The organism is Streptomyces sp. NBC_00286 (assembly GCF_036173125.1).
Taxonomy (GTDB): domain Bacteria; phylum Actinomycetota; class Actinomycetes; order Streptomycetales; family Streptomycetaceae; genus Streptomyces.
This window is the reverse complement of record NZ_CP108054.1, coordinates 102776-121706: the sequence shown is the minus strand read 5'-3', so window position 1 is coordinate 121706 and position 18931 is coordinate 102776. Positions and strand designations below refer to the sequence as shown.

General features: G+C 67.5%; 15 protein-coding genes and 3 pseudogenes. 14 read left to right on the top strand and 4 right to left on the bottom strand.

Annotated elements, in window-relative coordinates; translation table 11 throughout:
- Nucleotides 1-67: 67 nt before the first annotated feature.
- A complete protein-coding gene (locus OHT21_RS00655; protein WP_328773925.1) occupies nt 68-2368 on the top strand; it encodes an RICIN domain-containing protein in 2301 nt (766 codons plus the stop codon).
- 301 nt (nt 2369-2669) lie between these two features.
- Here OHT21_RS00655 and OHT21_RS00650 read toward each other — a convergent pair whose 3' ends face one another.
- Nucleotides 2670-3275 (bottom strand): lytic polysaccharide monooxygenase auxiliary activity family 9 protein, encoded by a 606-nt coding sequence (locus OHT21_RS00650; RefSeq protein WP_328773924.1) that lies wholly within the window; start codon nt 3273-3275, stop codon nt 2670-2672.
- Between the two features lie 207 nt (nt 3276-3482).
- The gene (locus OHT21_RS00645) at nt 3483-3857 is read right to left on the bottom strand and encodes an IS3 family transposase (protein ID WP_328766114.1); all 375 of its coding nucleotides are present in this window, start codon (nt 3855-3857) and stop codon (nt 3483-3485) included.
- A gap of 122 nt (nt 3858-3979) precedes the next feature.
- On the opposite strand from OHT21_RS00645, the gene OHT21_RS44565 reads away from it, so the two are divergent.
- On the top strand, nt 3980-4216 hold the full coding sequence (locus tag OHT21_RS44565; protein WP_443050708.1) for a hypothetical protein: 237 nt from the start codon (nt 3980-3982) through the stop codon (nt 4214-4216).
- 19 nt (nt 4217-4235) lie between these two features.
- Here OHT21_RS44565 and OHT21_RS00635 read toward each other — a convergent pair whose 3' ends face one another.
- Nucleotides 4236-5006 (bottom strand): FadR/GntR family transcriptional regulator, encoded by a 771-nt coding sequence (locus OHT21_RS00635; protein WP_328766113.1) that lies wholly within the window; start codon nt 5004-5006, stop codon nt 4236-4238.
- Between the two features lie 158 nt (nt 5007-5164).
- Between OHT21_RS00635 and OHT21_RS00630 the strand changes: the two genes are divergently transcribed.
- The 12 genes and pseudogenes from OHT21_RS00630 to OHT21_RS00575 all read left to right on the top strand — a co-directional run bounded on the left by OHT21_RS00630 (nt 5165) and on the right by OHT21_RS00575 (nt 18015).
- Complete coding sequence (locus OHT21_RS00630; protein WP_328766112.1) at nt 5165-6361, top strand: ABC transporter substrate-binding protein; 1197 nt, start codon at nt 5165-5167, stop codon at nt 6359-6361.
- Nucleotides 6362-6365: 4 nt separating this feature from the next.
- Entirely contained in the window at nt 6366-7277 is a 912-nt protein-coding gene (locus OHT21_RS00625; RefSeq protein ID WP_328766111.1) for a carbohydrate ABC transporter permease, read from the top strand.
- The gene (locus OHT21_RS00620; RefSeq protein WP_328766109.1) at nt 7277-8104 is read left to right on the top strand and encodes a carbohydrate ABC transporter permease; all 828 of its coding nucleotides are present in this window, start codon (nt 7277-7279) and stop codon (nt 8102-8104) included. Before OHT21_RS00625 ends, OHT21_RS00620 begins: the two co-directional genes overlap by 1 nt.
- 3 nt (nt 8105-8107) lie before the next feature.
- Nucleotides 8108-8986: pseudogene (locus OHT21_RS00615) on the top strand (mandelate racemase/muconate lactonizing enzyme family protein); the annotation flags it as partial.
- 384 nt (nt 8987-9370) lie between these two features.
- Nucleotides 9371-9616 (top strand): annotated as a pseudogene (locus OHT21_RS00610) (SDR family oxidoreductase); the annotation flags it as partial.
- 119 nt (nt 9617-9735) lie between these two features.
- Nucleotides 9736-10677, top strand: coding sequence for an RNA polymerase sigma factor (locus tag OHT21_RS00605; protein WP_328766107.1), 942 nt, complete (start codon nt 9736-9738; stop codon nt 10675-10677).
- A 437-nt stretch (nt 10678-11114) separates the two neighbouring features.
- A complete protein-coding gene (locus OHT21_RS00600; RefSeq protein WP_328766106.1) occupies nt 11115-11393 on the top strand; it encodes an endo-1,4-beta-xylanase in 279 nt (92 codons plus the stop codon).
- Between the two features lie 10 nt (nt 11394-11403).
- The gene (locus tag OHT21_RS00595; protein WP_328766105.1) at nt 11404-11526 is read left to right on the top strand and encodes a hypothetical protein; all 123 of its coding nucleotides are present in this window, start codon (nt 11404-11406) and stop codon (nt 11524-11526) included.
- Nucleotides 11527-11739: 213 nt separating this feature from the next.
- Entirely contained in the window at nt 11740-13224 is a 1485-nt protein-coding gene (locus OHT21_RS00590) for a ricin-type beta-trefoil lectin domain protein (protein WP_328766103.1), read from the top strand.
- A 124-nt stretch (nt 13225-13348) separates the two neighbouring features.
- Nucleotides 13349-13531, top strand: coding sequence for a hypothetical protein (locus tag OHT21_RS00585; RefSeq protein WP_328774456.1), 183 nt, complete (start codon nt 13349-13351; stop codon nt 13529-13531).
- Nucleotides 13532-13786: 255 nt separating this feature from the next.
- The gene (locus OHT21_RS00580; protein WP_328766102.1) at nt 13787-16708 is read left to right on the top strand and encodes a glycosyl hydrolase family 95 catalytic domain-containing protein; all 2922 of its coding nucleotides are present in this window, start codon (nt 13787-13789) and stop codon (nt 16706-16708) included.
- The gene (locus tag OHT21_RS00575) at nt 16705-18015 is read left to right on the top strand and encodes a ricin-type beta-trefoil lectin domain protein (protein WP_328766100.1); all 1311 of its coding nucleotides are present in this window, start codon (nt 16705-16707) and stop codon (nt 18013-18015) included. The genes OHT21_RS00580 and OHT21_RS00575 overlap by 4 nt, the downstream gene beginning before the upstream one ends.
- Before the next feature lie 303 nt (nt 18016-18318).
- On the opposite strand, the pseudogene OHT21_RS00565 reads toward OHT21_RS00575, so the two are convergent.
- Nucleotides 18319-18588: pseudogene (locus OHT21_RS00565) on the bottom strand (transposase); the annotation flags it as partial.
- Nucleotides 18589-18931: the final 343 nt, after the last annotated feature.

Below are 18931 nucleotides of genomic sequence, written 5' to 3'. Positions count from 1 at the left end.
AACTCGCACGATACGAAGGCGGCTTCTGGCCGGAGCCGCCACAGTCGGTTTAACCGCGACCGCCGTGATGGCGTCCCCCACGCCCGCATCCGCAGCTCCCCTCACTGTGTACGTCTCGCCGTCCGGCACCGGCACTGACTGTTCCAGCGCGCAGCCGTGCTCACTGACAGCCGCGCAGGCGGCGGTGCGATCGCTCAACGACGACATGTCGGACGACATCGTGGTGCAGTTGGCCGACGGTGTGTACCGGCTGGCCCAACCCTTCCGGCTGACGGCGGAGGACTCCGGCTCAGGCGGTCACACGGTCGTGTGGCAGGCCGCCCCGTCGGCGCGTCCGGTGATCACCGGTGCCCGGGCGGTCACCGGCTGGTCGGTGGCCGACGCAGCCAGGAACATCTGGCGGGCCGACGTGCCCGCCGGTCTAGATGCCCGGCAGCTCTATGTCGACGGCGCCGTCGCCACCCGGGCCCGCACGCAGGTGAACCGGGCCGATTTCACGGCCTCCAGCGACGGAATGAGGTTCTCGGGCGGTGCGCTGAGTTATCTGAACAACCTGGCCAACCAGAGCCGGATCGAGGTGGAGAGCGTCAACTCCTTCACCGACCGGTACTCGCCGGTGCAGAGCATCAGTGCGAACTTCATCACGATGCAGCAGCCGGCGTGGAACAACAACAACTTCGGCTACGACACCCTCATGCGGCCACACCGGGCCGGTCCGTTCTACCTGTCCAACGCGTACGAGTTCCTGGACTCGCCCGGCGAGTGGTACCTCAACCCCACGGCCGGAGCCTTGTACTACATCCCCCGGGCCGGGCAGAACATGAGCACCGTCAGCGTGGAACTGCCGACGCTGCAGTCGCTGGTGAACCTCGGGGGCACGTACAGCGAGCCGGCGCACCACATCACGTTCAGCGGGATCACCTTCACCGGTACGAGCTGGCTGGGCCCCAGCAGCAACCAGGGTTACGCAGACCAGCAGACCGGCGCGTACATCGCCGGCAATCGGAGCTGGCCGAGCTTCGACTCCTGCCACAACGGCTGCGCGCAGTTCGAGGCGGCCCGGCCACACTGGCTGCAGATGCCGGCCGCCGTGCAGATCTCCGCCGCCAACACCATCACCCTCAGCGACTCCAAGTTCGTCAACCTGGGCCAGACGGCCATCGGTATCGGCAACGACGCCAACGCGCACGCCAGCGGCGTCGGCCTGGGCGCCGGCAACATCACGGTGACCCGGTCGGAGATCGCCCGGAGCTCAGCCGGGGGCATCCTCGTGGGCGGCGTGCGCGCCGACGCCCACCACCCCAGCGACCAGCGCATGGTCAACAGGGACATCACGATCAGCGACAACCGCATCCACGACCTCGGGGCGGACCACCGGGGCATCGTCTCTGTCCTGACCACGTACGTCACCAACAGCACCGTCGCCCAGAACGAGGTCTACAACATGCCGTACTCCGGCATGTCGATCGGGTACGGCTGGGGCGCCAACGACGCGGGCGGCAGCAACCACTATGCCAACCGCGGCCTGTACGACTACCAGCCGCGCTACACGACGCCGACCACCGCGTCCAACAACCGGCTCATCGGCAACTACATCCACGATGTCATGCAGCAGATGAACGACGGTGGCTGCATCTACACGCTCGGATGGAACCCGAGCGCGCTGATCAGCCGGAACCACTGCCTGCGGACCAACGGACACTTCGGGCTGTACTTCGACGAGGGCTCGAAGTACTACACGGCCACCAACAATGTCTTCTCGAACACCGGTACGTGGGCGACGGCCAACTACTGGGGTGGCGAGAACATGGGGAACTGGACCGTCACCAACAACTGGTCGACCAACGGCAGCACGAACGTGACCAACGGGGACCGCGGCAACGTGGTCTCCGGCAATGTCACGGTCACCAATGGCAACTGGCCTTCCGGTGCCCAGGACGTGATGGCGTCCGCCGGACCGCGGGACACCACTCCACCGCCGCCAGAGCAGGAGATCGTGGGCGCGCACTCCGGCCGCTGCCTGACCGTCCCCGGCGCCGGCACCACCAACGGCACCCAGACCCAACTCTGGGACTGCACCGGCGCATCCGGCCAGACCTGGACCTACACCGCCGGCAAACAACTGACCGTCCACGGCGACAAGTGCCTCGACGCCAGCGGAGGCGGCACCACCAACGGCACCCCGGTCATCATCTGGGACTGCAACGGCCAGAACAACCAACAGTGGAACGTCAACCCCAACGGCACCATCACCGGCGTCCAGTCCGGACTATGCCTCGACGCCAACGCCGGCGGCACCGCCAACGGCACCAGGATCACTCTCTGGTCCTGCCACGGCGGCACCAACCAGCAGTGGGCACTGCGATAGCGGAACCGGTCGTTCAGCGGGGTGTGCCAAGGCCCAGACAGGTGAAGTCGTCAGCAGGACCAGCAGCGTCGTCGTCAACAACGCGGTTGTGCTCGCGACGGCGTTCGACCTGACCGGGGACGTCTGCTACAGACGGATCCGGAACGACAAGATTGGTCACGACATCACACAGACCCCAGGAGCGCAGGAAGCCCCGTCGGGGCAGGGTGACCAAATGGGTCCCCTGGCCCGACGGAGCTCGGTCGGCCGACGGGTTACCGGCGCCCGGCAGGGGCCGATCCCCTGTGCGGCGCTCCCCGGCTCAGCCGAAGTTCACGTCGCTGCACCACATGTAGGCCTGGTCGAGGTGCGAGGCCTGCCAGATCACGAACAGGATGTGGTGTCCGGTGTAGCCGGAGGTCTGGACGGGGAACGTGATGTTCTGCGTCGGGGCGAAGCGGCCGGTCTGCGTGATGAAGTCGAGGTTGCTCCAGCCCAGGGTCTGGGTCTCGGGGTTGAAGCCCTGCTTGCTCACGTAGACCTTGAAGTAGTCGGCACCGTGGGACGCCTGGTCGTACAGGTGGACCGAGAAGTTGTTGCCGACGGTGGTGGTCTTCCACTGCCCGGGCTTGTCCAGGCTGGCGTTCCTCGAGAGGTTGTTGCTGCAGAGCGTCCCGTCGGGGGTCCGCGCCTGGAACTGGCCACCGAGGCCGTCGCGGAGCGCGCTCATCCAGTTCCACATGGTGTCGGGGTTGGCCTGGAAGGCCTGCCAACACATGGGGTCTTCGGTCTGCATGGCCGGGTTCGTGTGGTTGCTGCCCCACGTCTTCCAGCACTGGTACGCGCGGGAAGCGGGGCCGACGACGGTGCCGTGAGCCTGGGCGGGGGCCGACCAGGTGAGTGCGCCGACAACCACGGCGAACAGCATGACGAGCGCCTGGAGAGGCCGGCGGAGGGACGACCGCGAACGCCCGGCTAACGGACTCTGTGTGCGCATGTGGGGGGACTCCTTCCAGTTGCAAGGCTGTCATGGGAGCGCTCCCAACGGTAGGACTTCTGAGTGAGATGTCAATGAGACAAACGGAGTTGATTGCAGGGGTGGGCGGCGAGCAGGGAATCTGCCGTGAGCCGGGAGTCAGAACCGTTCCCGGGACCGGAAAGCGAGGGTGCGCCTGGACTGGTGTGCGGGGCGATGCCAGGGAGGGGCGTTCGCGGCATGGCAACGGGACCTGGTTCTGGCGTGAGGGCTGTCCAGTTTGAGGTTCCCCCGGCGTGCGGGAGGTGCTGATGAGCTGGTCAGGGCCGGGTGATGGGGTTTCAGGTTCGTTCGTTCGGCCGTTGCCGGGTCGGCGTAGTGCTTCTCCTCGAATTCGATCGGGCTGAGGTAGCCGAGCCGCTTCTGGATGCGCCGGGAGTTGTAGAAGCCGTCGATGTACTCGAACAGTGCGAGAGTCGCCTCGACCTGGGTGGTGAAAGCGCGGCCGGGGATGGACTCTGCCTTGACGATCATCCACGGGTCCTCCGCAGGGCCTTGTCGTAACTGTCCCCGACCGAGCCCATGGATGCTGCAACTCCCGCTCCCGGTAGTCGAGTTGTCCGCTTCGCGGATGTGTATTGGCAGCCGTGGCCCGCGTGGTGGATCAGTTTGCCCGGTTCGACTTCCCGGCTTGCGAGCGCGTACTCAAGGGTGGTCAGGACCAGGTCAGCGTCCGCGTGGGCGGAGGTCTCCCGGGCGACCACCCGGCGGGAGAACGGCTGAAGGGCTGGCGCGGCATCGCCACACGCTTCGACAAGACGCCCGAAAGCTATCTCGCCTGCCTCCACCTCCGCGCCTCGATGATCTGGATCAACGACCTGGCAACCCGTTGATCACGACGTCACACAGGCCCTAACGCCGCAGCCGGGTCGGCTCGCCCGGCCCGCTGCGGCGCACCACCCACGCCTCGGTGATGTGGGTGAACATCGCCTCGGCCGCACCCTTGGGGTCGTGCGCGGCGATCCGCTCGTAGATGCGCCGATGGCCGTGGTTGGACGCGACGCAGAAGGCGCGGCCGGTTCGGCCCATGTAGCGGGCGGAGTTGATGACCTGGCGCTCCAGCGAACGGACCACGGCACGGCCGATGCGGTTCCCCGACGCCTGCATGACGGTGTCGTGGAACGCGCGGTCCTCTTCCTGGTACGAAGCGGGGTCCTCGACGAGCTCATCCATCCGCTCCACCAGACTGCGTAGCTGGTCGATCACCTCGGCGTTCGCCAGGCGGGCGGCCACGTTGGCCATATCGGACTCCAGCACGCGGCGGGTCGCGACGAGGTGATCGAGGATGGCCAGGCTCTCGTCTTCGGCGATGGTGGCGCCGAGGACCAGCTCGTCAAGCATGTTCCACATCGCCGGCGGGGTAACCATCGTGCCGGCGCCCTGGCGGACCTGCACCAGCCCCTTCTCCTGAAGAATCTTCACCGCCTCGCGGACCACGGTGCGGCTGACCGAGAAGGTCTCGCAGAGCACGGGCTCGGAGGGTAGCGGCGAACCGGACGGATGGACTCCACGGACGATCCGCTCCACCAGCTCAGCCGTGACCGCGGCGGCAAGGTTCGCCGGGCGCCGGCTCCAGGCGGGGGTCTGGGAGTCCTCTGCGGATGACTGCGGTACTGCCGTCATGACACCCCCCGGAATCCGTGCCGGACCACGAATGCTCGCCAACTATAGGGCATCCGGTTGACGTCATACGTCATACGAGTTACATACGTCATACGAGTTGCGTTCCTCCTCAACCTCAACTGCCGGACAGCCGGCCACCTCAGGAGAGCGGGGCAGCAATGCGAACACTGTGGGCGGCGATCCCGGTTGCCGGGATCGTTGTCTTAGCCGGCTGCGGAAGCGCCTCCGACTCGGATTCGGCGTCCGGTGGTTCGAAGGGCAAGCTCGTCGTCTGGGACTGGAAGTCCGGCGACGCCACAGCATCCTCATACGTCAAGAAGGCCAAGGCCACCCTGCTCGGGGCAGCCATGCAGGCCGGCAAGGGGCCGGACGTCATGCTCTTCAACGGCGGCGGGCAGATCCGTGACCGCGGGGACTCCCTTCTGCCGTTGGACGAGTACGTCTGTGATGACAAGAAGCGGCTGGCCGGGTGGGAGGCATTCACCAAGGACAGCAAGACCTACGCCGCTCCGGTGACATTGCAAGGTCACCCGATCTACTACAACAAGTCGCTCTACCGGAAGGCAGGGCTGGACCCGGAGCAGCCGGCCACCAGCTGGGACGAGTTCGTCGCCAACTGCCAGACCATCACCAAGGCGACCGGTGCCAGGTGCTTCACGCAGGGCAACAAGGAAGGCACCGGTATCCAGTTCCTCCTGTCCGGGCTCGGCTCGGTCCTGTCGCCCACGGAGTACGACGACTGGATCGCCGGCAAACGAGACTGGTCTTCGCCGGCGGTCGAGCGGGTCTTCTCGCTTTGGAAAGAGGCCAACGACAAAGGCCTGAACAACGACGGGGCGAATTCGACGGCGATGTTCAACGACGCGTTCGCGGGGTTCCAGTCCAGCAAGGCCGCCCACGTCATCGGGTTGATGTCGGACACCGGGCGCTGGACGGACTTCGCCGAATTCCTCGACGCCGGCAATGTCGGCGTCATGAAGTCGCCGGTCGTCACGGCCGGCGCCACGCCGAGCCTTCCCTATGGAGGCGGCATCGGCTACGCCGTCGCGAAGTGGACCAAGGACCCCAAGCTCGCCGCCGACCTGGTGCGCTCCCTGACCTCGACCGACGCACTGAAGTCGGTCTACGCCGACGCGGGCGCCATCGCGGCCGACCGCACCGTGGACGTCTCGAGCGGTGGCCCAGCCGTCGTCACCATCGTGTCCGAGCTCGACCGTGGCAAGCCCGCCCCGCACGTGGCCCTGTCGTCCAAGACGGTAGACCTGATGGGGCGGCTGTCTCAGCAACTGCCGAGCGGATCGGTCACGGTCGACGCGGCGGTCAAGCAGCTGGCGACGTCCGACCAAGCAGGCTGAGGCCATGTCACCCATTGGTTCGTCGGTCAGCGCCGCTCAAGCAGGGCGGACCGACGGGGCGCGAGCAGGTGAGGCGGCAGGTGGCCGCGGCCCTGCGTCGAAATCTCCGCGTGTCCGGAACGGCCGGCGCGCCGAACGTCTCGCCCCCTACGTCCTGGTCGCTCCCGCTGTCCTGATCATCGTGGTGCTCCGGCTATGGCCACTGGGATTGGGTGTCAGCTTCTCCTTCACTGGGGACGGCGAACGCAACGGCGCCACGGTGGGACTCGACAACTACGCGGAACTCATCGACGACCCGCTGTTCCGCACCGCGCTGCGCAACGTCGGACTGCTGGTGCTGCTGCTGCCGGTCGCGGTCGCGATCCCGGGACTGCTCGCTACCTTCATCTACCTGCGGGTGCCAGGACACCCGTTCTTCCGGAGCGACGGTCCGCTGAACACCGTGCTCGGCAGCTCAGGGGTCGGCCCGGTGGACTGGCTCGGCGATCCCGACGTAGCCGTCTTCGCCGTTGTCGGCGTGCACATCTGGGCGACGTCAGGGATGGCGCCGGTGGTGTTCCTGGCCGGGTTCGCGACCCTGGACTCCGCACTTCCGGACGCCGCCCGGGTCGACGGCGCCTCGCTCGCGCGGATGATCTGGCACGTCATCATCCCGGGTCTGTCCCGCACCATCCAGTTCGTCGTCGTCACCACGATGATCGGGATGCTGACCTCGTTGTTCGGGCTGCTCTACGTCATGACCAGTGGTGGCCCGGAAGGGTCGACCTACCTGCCGGAGTACTACATCTGGGTCCAACAGGGACAGATGAGCCGCCCGGCGCTCGCGTCGGCCGCGTCCACAGCCCTCTTCCTCATCATGCTGGTCGTGGGCCTGCTGCAGGTCGGCCTGCTGCGCCGGGCGGGGAGGGAGGACTGATGTCCCGCCTGGGGCCGAGCAGATGGCTGGTCGCCGTGCCGATGGTGCTCCTCGCCCTGGCGACGATCTACCCGCTGCTGTTCACCGCCAACGTCGCGATGAAGACCCGCCGGGAGTACATCCTCGACCGATTCTCCCTGGCAAGCACTCTCCAGTGGGACAACCTCAGCACCGCGTGGAACAGCGTCGGCATGGGGCGGTACTTCCTCAACTCCGTGATCGTGGTGGCCTGCGCCTTGGCGCTGTTACTGCTCGTCGGGTCCATGGCCGGGTTCGCGCTGGCCCAGGTGCGGTTCCGTGGCTCGTCCGCGCCGGCTCTGGTCTGCCTCGCGGCACTGTTCATCCCGTTCCAGGTGATCATGGTGCCGCTGGCCAGGATCATGGCCAGCGGCGGTCTCATCGACACCTATCCGGGGCTGATCCTCGCCTACGTCGCGCAGTTCCTGCCGTTCACCGCCTTCTTGATGACGAGCTACCACCGAGCGGTGCCCACCGAGCTCGTCGACGCCGCACGGATCGACGGAAACACCCTGTACGGCGGCTACCGGCGAATCATGCTGCCGAGGGGTGCTCCGGCACTGCTGTCGGTGGGCATCCTCGACGCGCTGTTCTGCTGGGACGACGTGCTCATCTCGCTGCTGATGATGCCGTCGGCCGACCATCGCACCCTGATGGTGGGCATCACCTCACTGCGCGGGCAGTACTCCGCCGACATCCCCACCTTCGCAGCCGGTGTCCTGATCGCCGGGCTACCCGTGTTGGTGACCTACCTGTTCCTGCAGCGCCAGATCGCTGACGGCGTGACGGCCGGCGCGACGAAGGGCTGACGCATGCGCATCACTGGGTACAGAAGCCTGACGACGGCGCAGCATTGGGGTCGACCTGTCGGTGACGCCAATGGCATCTACGTCGACGGCGTCGTGCCCGTGCCGGTCGTCATCGTCGAGACCGATGAGGGGATCACCGGAGTCGGCCTGGGACCGCACGTAGAAGCCGACGTGATTTTCGCCGCCCTCGACGGCCAGGACCCGCGCGCGGTGACTGCCCTCTACGACCGCATGCTGCGGCACACCTTCAAAGCCGGGCATGCCGGCGTCGTGTTCGGCGCGATCGGTGCGTTCGACACGGCGTTGTGGGACACCAAGGCACAGGCCGTGGGTGAGCCGCTGTGGCGGTTGCTCGGCGGCGACGACCGCATGGTCCACGCCTACGCCTCCGGCCTGGACATCGGCCCCACCGACGACGAGCTCGTCGCCACCTACCAGCTCTATGCCGAACGCGGGCTGAGGGCGGCGAAGCTCAAGGGCGGCCTGGACATTGAGCGTGACCGGCACCGGCTGTTGCTCGTGCGCGAGGCATTGACCGAGGCTGCGCACGGGACCCGGCCAGGGCTCATGCTGGATGCGAACGAGTCCTGGAGCCGTAAGCAGGCGGTACGCCACGTCGGTGAATTGGAACGCACACTCGACCTGACCTGGATCGAGGAGCCAGTCCGGCGCTGGGACGCCGACGGCCTGGCCGCTGTCAGCCGTGGCGTACGGACGGCGGTCGCCAGTGGGGAGAACCTCACCGGCCTCGAGCAGTTCCGCCCGCTGATCGCGGCCGGAGGCGTCGACATCGTCCAGACGGCCGCGGTCTGGGGAGTCACCCACTTCCTGCGTGTCGCCGCGCTGGCGCACGCCTACGCCCTGCCGGTCAGCCCGAATCGGCAACACGCCTGTCGCGCTGCTGCACGCCGCGACGTCGGTGCCCAACCACCTCGTCAGCGAGCTGCAGGGCCTGCAGCCGTCGATCGGCATCTCGATGGACCTGCACGTCGAGGACGGCGCCTTTGTGCTTGGCGACATGCCGGGCCTGGGCATCCGGAACGACGAAACGGTGATGACCGCGGCCCGTCAGCGAACGGCACATGCACCCGACGGACCGCACATACGGCCGGAGCAGGTCGGCCGGCTGCTCGCGGTCACCCCTGGACCATGCCGATCCACCGCGGAAGGGACGTTCGACACCATGGGGATGGAGGATCGATGAAGGCGGTTGTCTACCGCGGGGCCCGCACCCTCGAGATCGAGAGCCGGGTCGCCGAGGCGCCGGCCCTGGCGAAGGAGTGGGGTGGGCGCGGCGTCAACGTCAATGCACCGGGCTACATCGCCACCGACAACACCGAGGCGCTACGCGCGGACCCCCAGCGCGACCAGGCGATCCTTGGCCGGATTCCGGCCGGTCGCTGGAGACGCGCCGACGATTTCGCCGGGGCCACGGTGTTCCTCGCCTCCCCGACGTCGGACTGTGTCAACGGCATCGTTCTTCCCGTTGATGGCGGATGGCTGGGGCGATGATGGGCGGCCCAGCATTACCAGCCGGCCGCACCCGAGTCGATCGTGCGTGCGAACCCGAGGGTGGCGACGCCCGCGGCACCTGGGGCGGCCTCGCCCGAGGCAACGTGTATGGGCCCGTGATGCGAGCCGGCCGAGCCGACGAGACGAGCCTGGTCGTCGCCGCACAGGCCGGCGATCCACGAGCGCTCGACGACCTGGCCGCGACGTACCTGCCGCTGGTATACGCGATCGTGCGCAGGGCAATGGGTGAGCTTGCGGACGTCGACGACGTGGTGCAGGAGACGATGCTGCGGGCACTTCCTGAGCTGCGCACGCTGCGCGCCCCGGAGTGCTTCCGGCCCTGGCTGGCCACGATCGCGACACGACAGATCAGCACCCATCTGCACCGGCGGCAGGCGGACGCCGAACGGACGGCCCCCCTCGACGAGATGGCCGACCCGCCGGACGCCGACGCCGAGAACCTGGCCCTGATCCACGTCGAGCTGTCCGGTCATCGCCGAAAGACCGTACGCGCCAGTCGATGGCTCGACCCGGACGCCCGGGCGCTGCTGTCGCTGTGGTGGCTGGAGACCGCGGGCCGGCTGACGAGGGCGGAGCTCGCGGCGGCGCTGGGAACGAGCGTCGCTCACGCGGGTGTGCGTGTCCAGCGCATGCGCAACCAGCTGGAGCTGAGCCGGTCACTCGTCGCCGCGCTGGAAGCCAGCCCCCGGTGCCCACAGCTGACTGCCGCGCTGGGGGGCTGGGACGGCGTACCGAGCACGCTGTGGCGTAAGCGCATCACCCGGCACACCCGATCCTGTGCGGACTGCGGCCGGACCGCCGACGAACTGGTGCCCCTTGAGCGGCTGATCGTCGCCCTGGCGCTGCTCCCCGCCCCGCTGGCGCGGTCGGCCACGGTGCTCGACAAACCTGCGCTCGCCGGGGCGACCGAGAATGCCGTCGTGATGGGAGCCGATCGGCCGAGGTCGGCTCCGGGCCGGTTGCCCGCGTCGAGGCTGGGTTATTCGGCCAACTCGCCTGAGGGCCGCTTGAGTCGGCACCCAAGTCTTCGCGTTCGGTGACGGCACCGTGCTTTTCGGCACTACGGCGACTGCGACTGTTCAAGCCGGCCGCCGATAACGAAAACTGCCGCGATTTACACGCGTCCGGCACTCCAATTCGCCGCCTGAAAAGGTTATGAGGGGTGGCCGCCAATAGTCCCGAGTCTTCGGTTAGTTGCACGACGGCCAAGGCTCACATATATCGACGACTCCCTCTTGATTGGACCATGACAATCTGTCAATCTTCTAGTCGTCGACGCGTAACGTGCCTCATTCATGACCTGTGAAAGTGGAAGCCAAAAGCGATCTACGGATTGCTGGCGCCAACACAGTGAGGTGGCTCCGACTTCGAAAGGTGCCGGTGATGAACGAATTCGTGCATTCGGCTGATCCGCCGCGGTGGCCCCGGGCCCGAGCCGATCCTGCCCCTGCTGTTAGCCCTGCCAGCCGGGTTGGTCGTGGCCGGCACGGTGCCGCTGTTCACGGGCACCGCCGACGCGACGTCCACATTGGGCGCCTCAGCGGCGGAAAAGGGCCGCTACTTTGGCGCCGCGGTCGGCACGTACAAGTTCTCAGACAGCCCCTACATGTCGGTTCTCAACCGCGAGTTCAACAGCGTCGTCGCCGAGAACGATATGACGGAGTCGAGCCCGTTCGCCCGCTCCTACAACGTGACGTTCTCGGGCCCGGCGTGGACCCGGGACTTCAGCCACGGGGAACTGATCCGGGGCCGGTGACGACCAGACCGTGCCGTTGAACCCGTGCCAGTTGCAGTTTCTGTACCAGGGCATGGACCCCAACGCCGGCGGCGACTACATCTCCCTGCCGTGGCGGATGGGGCTACTCACCCAGACCAACTCCACCTGCTGACCGGAGATCCGGGCGAAGCCGGGAGTGAGGCTTTCCAGGCGCCAACGGCAGCGGCATGACGCTGACATGCTCGCTGCGCGAGCGATCTGGGAGGAGGCCGGCGCGGAGAGGGCAAGCTCCGCGCCGGCTCGGCCGGCTGCCGGCAGGCGGCCAACGTCAACAGAGCCTGCACAGCGCAGACGTGACCACACCGCCAACCGGGAAGGCACGACCATGCCCCACACCCATCGTCGGCGCTACCTCGCCCGGGCGCTCGCCTGCATCCTGACCGCTCTCAGCGCGCTCGCGGTCGTCGAGCACCAGAGCGACGCCTCGCCGGCCGCCGCCGACACCGCCCAGTTCCGCGGCGTCAACTGGGCCCGGCTCGGTGACAACTTCCACGGTGGACCGCTGGTCCTGCACGGATTGAGCGGCTCCGACAGCTACCAGACGGTCGTGGCGAAAGCCAACGCCATCTACACCGGCTTCGAGAACAACCTCGGCGCCAACACCGTTCGGCTCCCGATCAACACCTACACAGTCGGGACGAGCTGGTGGAGCGCGTATACGGGCGCGATAGACGCAGCCACCGCGAAGGGATTCAAGGTCGTCCTCTCCTACTGGGACGACGGGGTGGCCGCCCGCGGCGGTCGCATCGTCAACCCGAGCGCCTTCGACACCATGTGGAACACCGTGCTTGCCCGGTACGGCACGAACAGCCTCGTCTACTTCGAGCCGATGAACGAACCGGGAGGGCACAGCGCCGGGGAGTGGGCGGACGTGGTGAGCAACTGGATCAGCCGCCGCCCGTCGATTCCGCGGAACCGCATCTTCGTCAGCGGCGCCGGCCTGAACACTGACATCAGATCCATGTGCGCCGACCGCCGCCTTGACGGGACGTTCCTGTCGCTGCACCACTACACGTTCTTCAGCGGCGCGAAGACCTACGACCAGTGGGTGGCGTACTTGCGGAACGCGATCGGCTCCTGCGCCGACCGCACTGTCGTCGACGAGTTCGGCGCGCCGATGGATATCGGGCTCAACTACCACGACGCCGGCAGCACCGACAACTTCGTGCGCTACTTCCGGGCCACCACCACGGTGCTCCGAGAACTGCGGATCGGCTCCATCTACTGGCCCGGGCTGGGCGGGAAGATACGCGCCGGCCAGGGCGACGACTGGTATGCCATGCAGAAACTGCACGGCACCGGTACCAACCTCACGCTCAGCACCCCCAGCGCCGGCGGCCGCGAGCGCCTCAGATACGGCTGGGGCTTGGATGGCGACGTCCCGGCCCCGACCAGCCTGCTGCGCAACGTCAGCACCGGGCGCTGCCTGGACATTCCCGACGGGACCACGGCGAACATCCAGGTCCAGGTGTACACCTGCGCCAACACGGATGGCCAGCAGTGGACCTTGACGGCCGGCGGACAGATCACCGCAGTCGGGGGCCAGAAGTGCCTGGATGCGTACAGCAGCGGGACGACGAACGGCACCGTGGTCGGCACGTGGGCGTGTAACGGCGGCGACAACCAGCGTTGGACGGTGGGCGCTGACGGCACCATCCGCAGCGTTCACTCCGGCCTCTGCCTCGACGTGAACACCGCCACCTTCAAGGTGCAGCTGTGGGCGTGCTGGGGCGGCGACAACCAGAGATGGCAGATCCAGAACACTGACGCGCGACGCGACGCCCGACTCGGCGGACACGGTGGACGGTGACCGCCGGCCGCGGCCCAGCCGATGGCAACAACGACGCCACAGTAGACGGTCTGCCGGCAGCTCAAGGGTCGTTCTGTTCTACGAGGCGACGAGGTTCGCCACCGGGCGCAAGAACGCGCTCCGCGTGGAGATCAACGGGTCGCTCGGCGCGGTCGCCTTTGACCTGCCCCGGCATTCGCTCGCCGCCTCCGCGGTGGCCCACCGCTCACTGGACTTCCTGCGCGCCGTGGCCCGCCTCGCGCCCATCGGGGCAGGAGTGGCGGCCGAGACCTCGACCGTGACGGCGACGAAGGGGGTCGGCCGATGACCCTCGACCAGTTACGGACCGCGCTTCGATACGTGCCCGATGGCGGGTGGCGGTCTGTCCTGCTCGGCGCGCCGGCCGCCCCGCCTTCGACGCCGCATTCGCGAGGAAGGACTGAGGCCGGCGCAGGGCCGGTCACCCAGCCGGTGGCCGGCCTGCGGCTCGTCGGAGAAGACAGCGTACGACCGTCGCCTTCCTCACGGCGGTTTGTCATCACCAAAGTCAGTGACCTGCTCCAGTCCGTGAAGGGAGAACGACATGTCCGAGGTGACACGCAGACGGTTTCTCGCCGCCGGAGCGGCGGCTGGAGCAGGGATCGTGCCGGGTGGGTGGACGGCCATTGCCAGGAGCGGCTCGGCCGCGCCGCCGGAGGTTCTGGCCGCCAACGACCTCGCCCTGTGGTACGACAAGCCGGCCGGAGCGGACTGGCTGCGGGCACTGCCGATCGGCAACGGACGCCTCGGCGCGATGGTGTTCGGCAACGTGGACACCGAACGGCTGCAGCTCAACGAGGACACCGTCTGGGCCGGCGGTCCGTACGACTCCGCCAACACCCGCGGCGCGGCCAACATCGCGGAGATCCGGCGGCGGGTCTTCGCGGATCAGTGGGGGCCGGCGCAGGACCTGATCAATCAGACGATGCTGGGCAGCCCGGCCGGACAGCTGGCCTACCAGCCGGTCGGAAACCTTCTGCTCTCCTTCGGCAGCGCTACCGGTGCGTCGCAGTACAACCGGACGCTCGACCTCACCACCGCCACGGCCATCACGACCTACGTGCTGAACGGCGTGCGGTACCAGCGTGAGGTGTTCGCCAGCGCACCTGACCAGGTGATCGTGGTCCGGCTGACGGCCGACCGGGCCAACTCCATCACCTTCAACGCCACATTCGACAGTCCACAACGGACTACGGTGTCCAGCCCGGACGGGGCCACGATCGCCCTCGACGGCATCTCCGCCGGCATGGAGGGCATCGCCGGGCGGGTCCGGTTCCTCGCCCTGGCCAATGCCGCCGTGACGGGCGGCACGGTCAGCAGCTCGGGCGGCACGCTGCGGGTCTCCGGCGCCACCAGCGCGACGGTGCTGGTGTCGATCGGCTCCAGCTACGTCAACTTCCGGAACGTCGACGGCGACTACCAGGGGATCGCGCGGAGCCGCCTCAACGCTGCCCGCAACGTCGGCATCGACGAACTACGCAGCCGGCATCTCGCCGACTATCAGGCGCTGTTCAACCGGGTGTCCGTTGATCTGGGACGTACGACGGCGGCCGACCAGCCGACCGACGTACGGATCGCACAGCACGCGCAAGTGAACGACCCGCAGTTTTCCGCCCTGTTGTTCCAGTTCGGCCGGTATCTGCTCATCTCATCCTCTCGGCCAGGCACCCAGCCGGCGAACCTGCAGGGCATCTGGAACGACCAGATGGCTCCGTCCTGGGACTCGAAGTTCACCATCAACGCCAACCTGCCGATGAACTACTGGCCCGCCGACACGACGAACCTGTCCGAATGCTTCCTCCCGGTCTTCGACATGATCAACGACCTGACCGTGACCGGCGCCCGGGTGGCCCAGGCGCAGTACGGCGCCGGCGGCTGGGTGACGCATCACAACACCGACGCGTGGCGGGGCGCCTCGGTCGTCGACGGAGCGCAGTGGGGGATGTGGCAGACCGGTGGCGCATGGCTGGCCACCCTGATCTGGGACCACTACCTGTTCACCGGTGACATCGACTTTCTCCGCTCGAACTATCCGGCCATGAAGGGCGCCGCCCAGTTCTTCCTCGACACCCTGGTCGCCCACCCGACGCTCGGATACCTGGTCACCAACCCGTCGAACTCTCCGGAGCTCACTCACCATGCGAACGCCACCGTCTGCGCGGGGCCCACCATGGACAACCAGATCCTGCGCGATCTTTTCAACAGCGCCGCCCGGGCCGGCGAAATACTCGGGGTGGACGCCACCTTCCGCGCTCAGGCAGTGGCGGCCCGGGACCGGCTGGCGCCGATGCGGGTCGGCTCCAGGGGCAATATCCAGGAGTGGCTGGCCGACTGGGTGGAGACCGAGCCGGCTCACCGGCACGTCTCCCACCTGTACGGTCTGCATCCGAGCAACCAGATCACCAAGCGCGGGACACCCCAGTTGCACGAGGCCGCGCGGCGGACGCTGGAACTGCGCGGTGACGACGGTACGGGATGGTCGCTCGCGTGGAAGATCAACTTCTGGGCACGGATGGAGGACGGCGCCCGGGCCCACAAGCTGATCCGGGACCTGGTGCGGACGGACCGGCTCGCGCCCAACATGTTCGATTTGCACCCACCATTCCAGATCGACGGCAACTTCGGCGCCACCTCGGGCATCGCGGAGATGCTGCTGCAGAGCCACAACGGCGAACTGCACGTGCTGCCGGCGCTGCCGACCGCCTGGCCCACGGGGCGCGTGAGCGGACTGCGCGGCCGCGGCGGATACACCGTCGGCGCCGAATGGAGCAGCGGCCGGATCGAGTTCGTCGTCACACCCGACCGAACCGGTGCCGTCCGGGTGCGCAGTCGGATCTTCGCCGGCGACTTCACGCTGCGGGACGATTCGAGCGGCGAGCCGGTCCAGCCGAAGCGGCTCGAGGCCGATCTCATCGAGTTCGCCGGCCAGGCCGGCAAAACCTACCGCGCGTCCGCACTCAGGTCGGGGCCGGTGGAGGCCGGCGTGGCCTATCGGCTGGTGGCCCAGCACAGCGGCAAGGCTGCCGACATCAACGGTGCGTCCACGGCCGCAGGTGCGCGGCTGATCCAGTGGCAGATCACCGCCGGTCTCAACCAGCACTTCGAGTTCCTGCCCTCCGACACCGGGCACTACAAGATCCGGGTTGGGCACAGTGGTCTGGTCCTGCACGTCGCCAGTAGCAGCAGCGGCGCCGACATCACCCAGCAGTCGGATACCAACGCCGCCGGCCAGCAGTGGCGCACAGTCGACCACGGCGGTGGCGTGATCAGTCTGGTCAACCGGCAGAGCGGCCTCGCCCTGGACGTGTGGGAGGCCTCCACCGCCGACGGAGCCCGCATCTCCCAGTGGGCAGCCACTGGTAGCACCAACCAGCGATTCGAATTGCACCGCATCCAGCCCCAGGGCGAACTGCGGCCCGAACAACCAGGTAGAGCCATGTCACCGAGCAGCGGGGGAGTCGCATGATGTCGATCCATAGATTGTTCTCTGGGCGAGCCGTGATAGCGGCATTGCTCGTGCTTGCCATGGCCTGCGTGGCAGAAGCCAGCGCTGTGGCCAGCACGTCGCCCACCGCCGGGGCCACACTTGCGGGGACTGCCGGATGCGGACGTGCCCCCACACTGACGAACGGTACGCACACGATTCAAAGCAGCGGTAAGAATCGCTCCTTCATCCTGAGCATCCCGGAAAACTACGACAACACCCGCCAACATCGATTGGTCTTCGGATTCCACTGGTTGGGTGGCACCGCCGGGCAAGTCGCCGGCGGCGGAAGCGATGGCGATGTCTATGCCCACTACGGACTCCGGCGACTGGCGAACAACAGCGCGATCTTCGTTGCTCCGCAGGGCATCAACAACGGCTGGGGCAACTCCGGTGGCGAGGACGTGACCTTCGTCGACGACATGATCAGACGTATCGACAACGATCTCTGTGTCGACACCACGCAGCGCTTCGCCCTCGGGTTCAGCTACGGCGGAGCCATGAGCTACGCACTCGCATGTGCCAGGCCGAACGTTTTCCGCGCGGTCGCCGCGATAGCCGCGCCTGGGGGGATCAGCGGCTGCAGCGGGGGCACCCAGCCCTTCGCGTACATGGGGATCCACGGCATCAATGACAACATCGGCGCCGGTCGCGGGATGCGGGACAGGTTCGTCAGTAACAACGGCTGTACGGCCCAGAACCCGCCGGAGCCCGCGCCGGGCAGCCGCACCCACATCACCACCGCCTACTCGGGCTGCCGAGAGGGGTATCCGGTCGTCTGGGCCGCGTTCGACGGAGGTCACCAGCAAGGCCCCGTGGACGGGTGCGCCGGCTGTGAGAGCGGCGCCAGGAGCTGGGTCAAGGAAGAGATCTGGAGCTTCTTCACGGGTGCTGACCCGATCCCGAACCCGACCACATTCCGGCTGCGGAGCCAGTCCGCCGACCGATGCCTGGACGTCAGCGGTGCCAACTCGTCCAACGGCGCCCAGATGATCATCTGGGACTGCCACACCGGCACCAACCAGCAGTTCACTCGGACCGGACAGACCCTGCGGGTGATGGGTAGATGCCTGGACGTGCCGAGCAACGCCGCCTCCGGCGCCCGAGCACGGATCTGGGACTGCACCGGCGGCGCGAACCAGCAATGGAATGTGAACACCAACGGAACCGTCAGCAACGTCCAGACCGGACTCTGCCTGGACGTCAACGGCGGCAGCACCGCCAACGGCGCTGCGGTGATCGTGTGGAGCTGCCACACCGGCGTCAACCAACGCTGGGCCCGAGCGTAAGCAGAAGTGTGAAGGCGGCCGCAGTAGTCGCGGCCGCCTTCATCTCCAGTTGGCCCAGCCTTTCGCACCGCGTCGATCATCTCTCGGTGGCAGTAGCCCTCCGGACGCCCGCCCCGGCCCGCCATCCACGACGGCACCGGCAGCAGATCCCGCACGAGTGCCCACTCGGCATCGCTCATGTCCGAGCCGTACCGCGGCCGGCGCTCGGGCCGGTCGGCCGCGTTCCCGAACCTGTGGGCGAGACAGTCACACCCAGGAGCGGACGGACTGGATGAAGAACAGGCGCTGGATTCGTTGCAGAGCAGTATGAGGGCCGGTCCACTCGGCGATGGTCCAGCAGTTCTTGCGCAGCAGGTCCGACAGCAGCCCGAGCGCCAACTGCCGGACATGACGCAGGCCGTCAGTGTCCCAGCGGCTGTGGGAGAGCAGGTGCTGCAGGCCGTGCGGGGTGGCGTGGCCGGCGTATGCGGCGAGTTGCCAGCTGTTCTTGCGACCCACCGGGCCGAGCAGTCCGCGGACGTAGTCCCGCATCCGCCGGCGGACCTCTACGCGGCTGAAGCGGGCTCCGGTCATCAGGAAGAGTTCTTCGAGTTCCAAGTCCCAGGCATTCGTCGGTACATCGTGGATCACGACAATGGACTGCTCGCCGCGCTGTCACTACATGCGGCGTGGGCACCCGTTGGTGGGACGGTCAGCCCAAGACCGCCCCGCGCATGCTGAGCCCCCGCTACACTCCCCACCGCCAGGCCGTTGACCAGGACAAATACAGAAGTCCGGCTGGAGTACTAGGCGCAGGAGAAACCCGGGCAGCGATCCTTCCGGTAGCGGGTCAAGGCTGCGTGCCAGCACACCGCTTGGATGGGAACCGGCTTCAGTCACGAGGGACACCCCTGGGTCCTCCACCATGCACCCCGTA

Bases quoted from the DNA above. Each gene is read 5' to 3' on its own strand.
- OHT21_RS00655 (WP_328773925.1), top strand. From the start codon at position 68: ATGGCGTCCCCCACGCCCGCATCCGCAGCTCCCCTCACTGTGTACGTC.
- OHT21_RS00650 (WP_328773924.1), bottom strand. From the start codon at position 3,275: ATGCTGTTCGCCGTGGTTGTCGGCGCACTCACCTGGTCGGCCCCCGCC.
- OHT21_RS00645 (WP_328766114.1), bottom strand. From the start codon at position 3,857: ATGATCGTCAAGGCAGAGTCCATCCCCGGCCGCGCTTTCACCACCCAG.
- OHT21_RS00635 (WP_328766113.1), bottom strand. From the start codon at position 5,006: ATGACGGCAGTACCGCAGTCATCCGCAGAGGACTCCCAGACCCCCGCC.
- OHT21_RS00630 (WP_328766112.1), top strand. From the start codon at position 5,165: ATGCGAACACTGTGGGCGGCGATCCCGGTTGCCGGGATCGTTGTCTTA.
- OHT21_RS00625 (WP_328766111.1), top strand. From the start codon at position 6,366: ATGTCACCCATTGGTTCGTCGGTCAGCGCCGCTCAAGCAGGGCGGACC.
- OHT21_RS00620 (WP_328766109.1), top strand. From the start codon at position 7,277: ATGTCCCGCCTGGGGCCGAGCAGATGGCTGGTCGCCGTGCCGATGGTG.
- OHT21_RS00605 (WP_328766107.1), top strand. From the start codon at position 9,736: ATGCGAGCCGGCCGAGCCGACGAGACGAGCCTGGTCGTCGCCGCACAG.
- OHT21_RS00590 (WP_328766103.1), top strand. From the start codon at position 11,740: ATGCCCCACACCCATCGTCGGCGCTACCTCGCCCGGGCGCTCGCCTGC.
- OHT21_RS00580 (WP_328766102.1), top strand. From the start codon at position 13,787: ATGTCCGAGGTGACACGCAGACGGTTTCTCGCCGCCGGAGCGGCGGCT.
- OHT21_RS00575 (WP_328766100.1), top strand. From the start codon at position 16,705: ATGATGTCGATCCATAGATTGTTCTCTGGGCGAGCCGTGATAGCGGCA.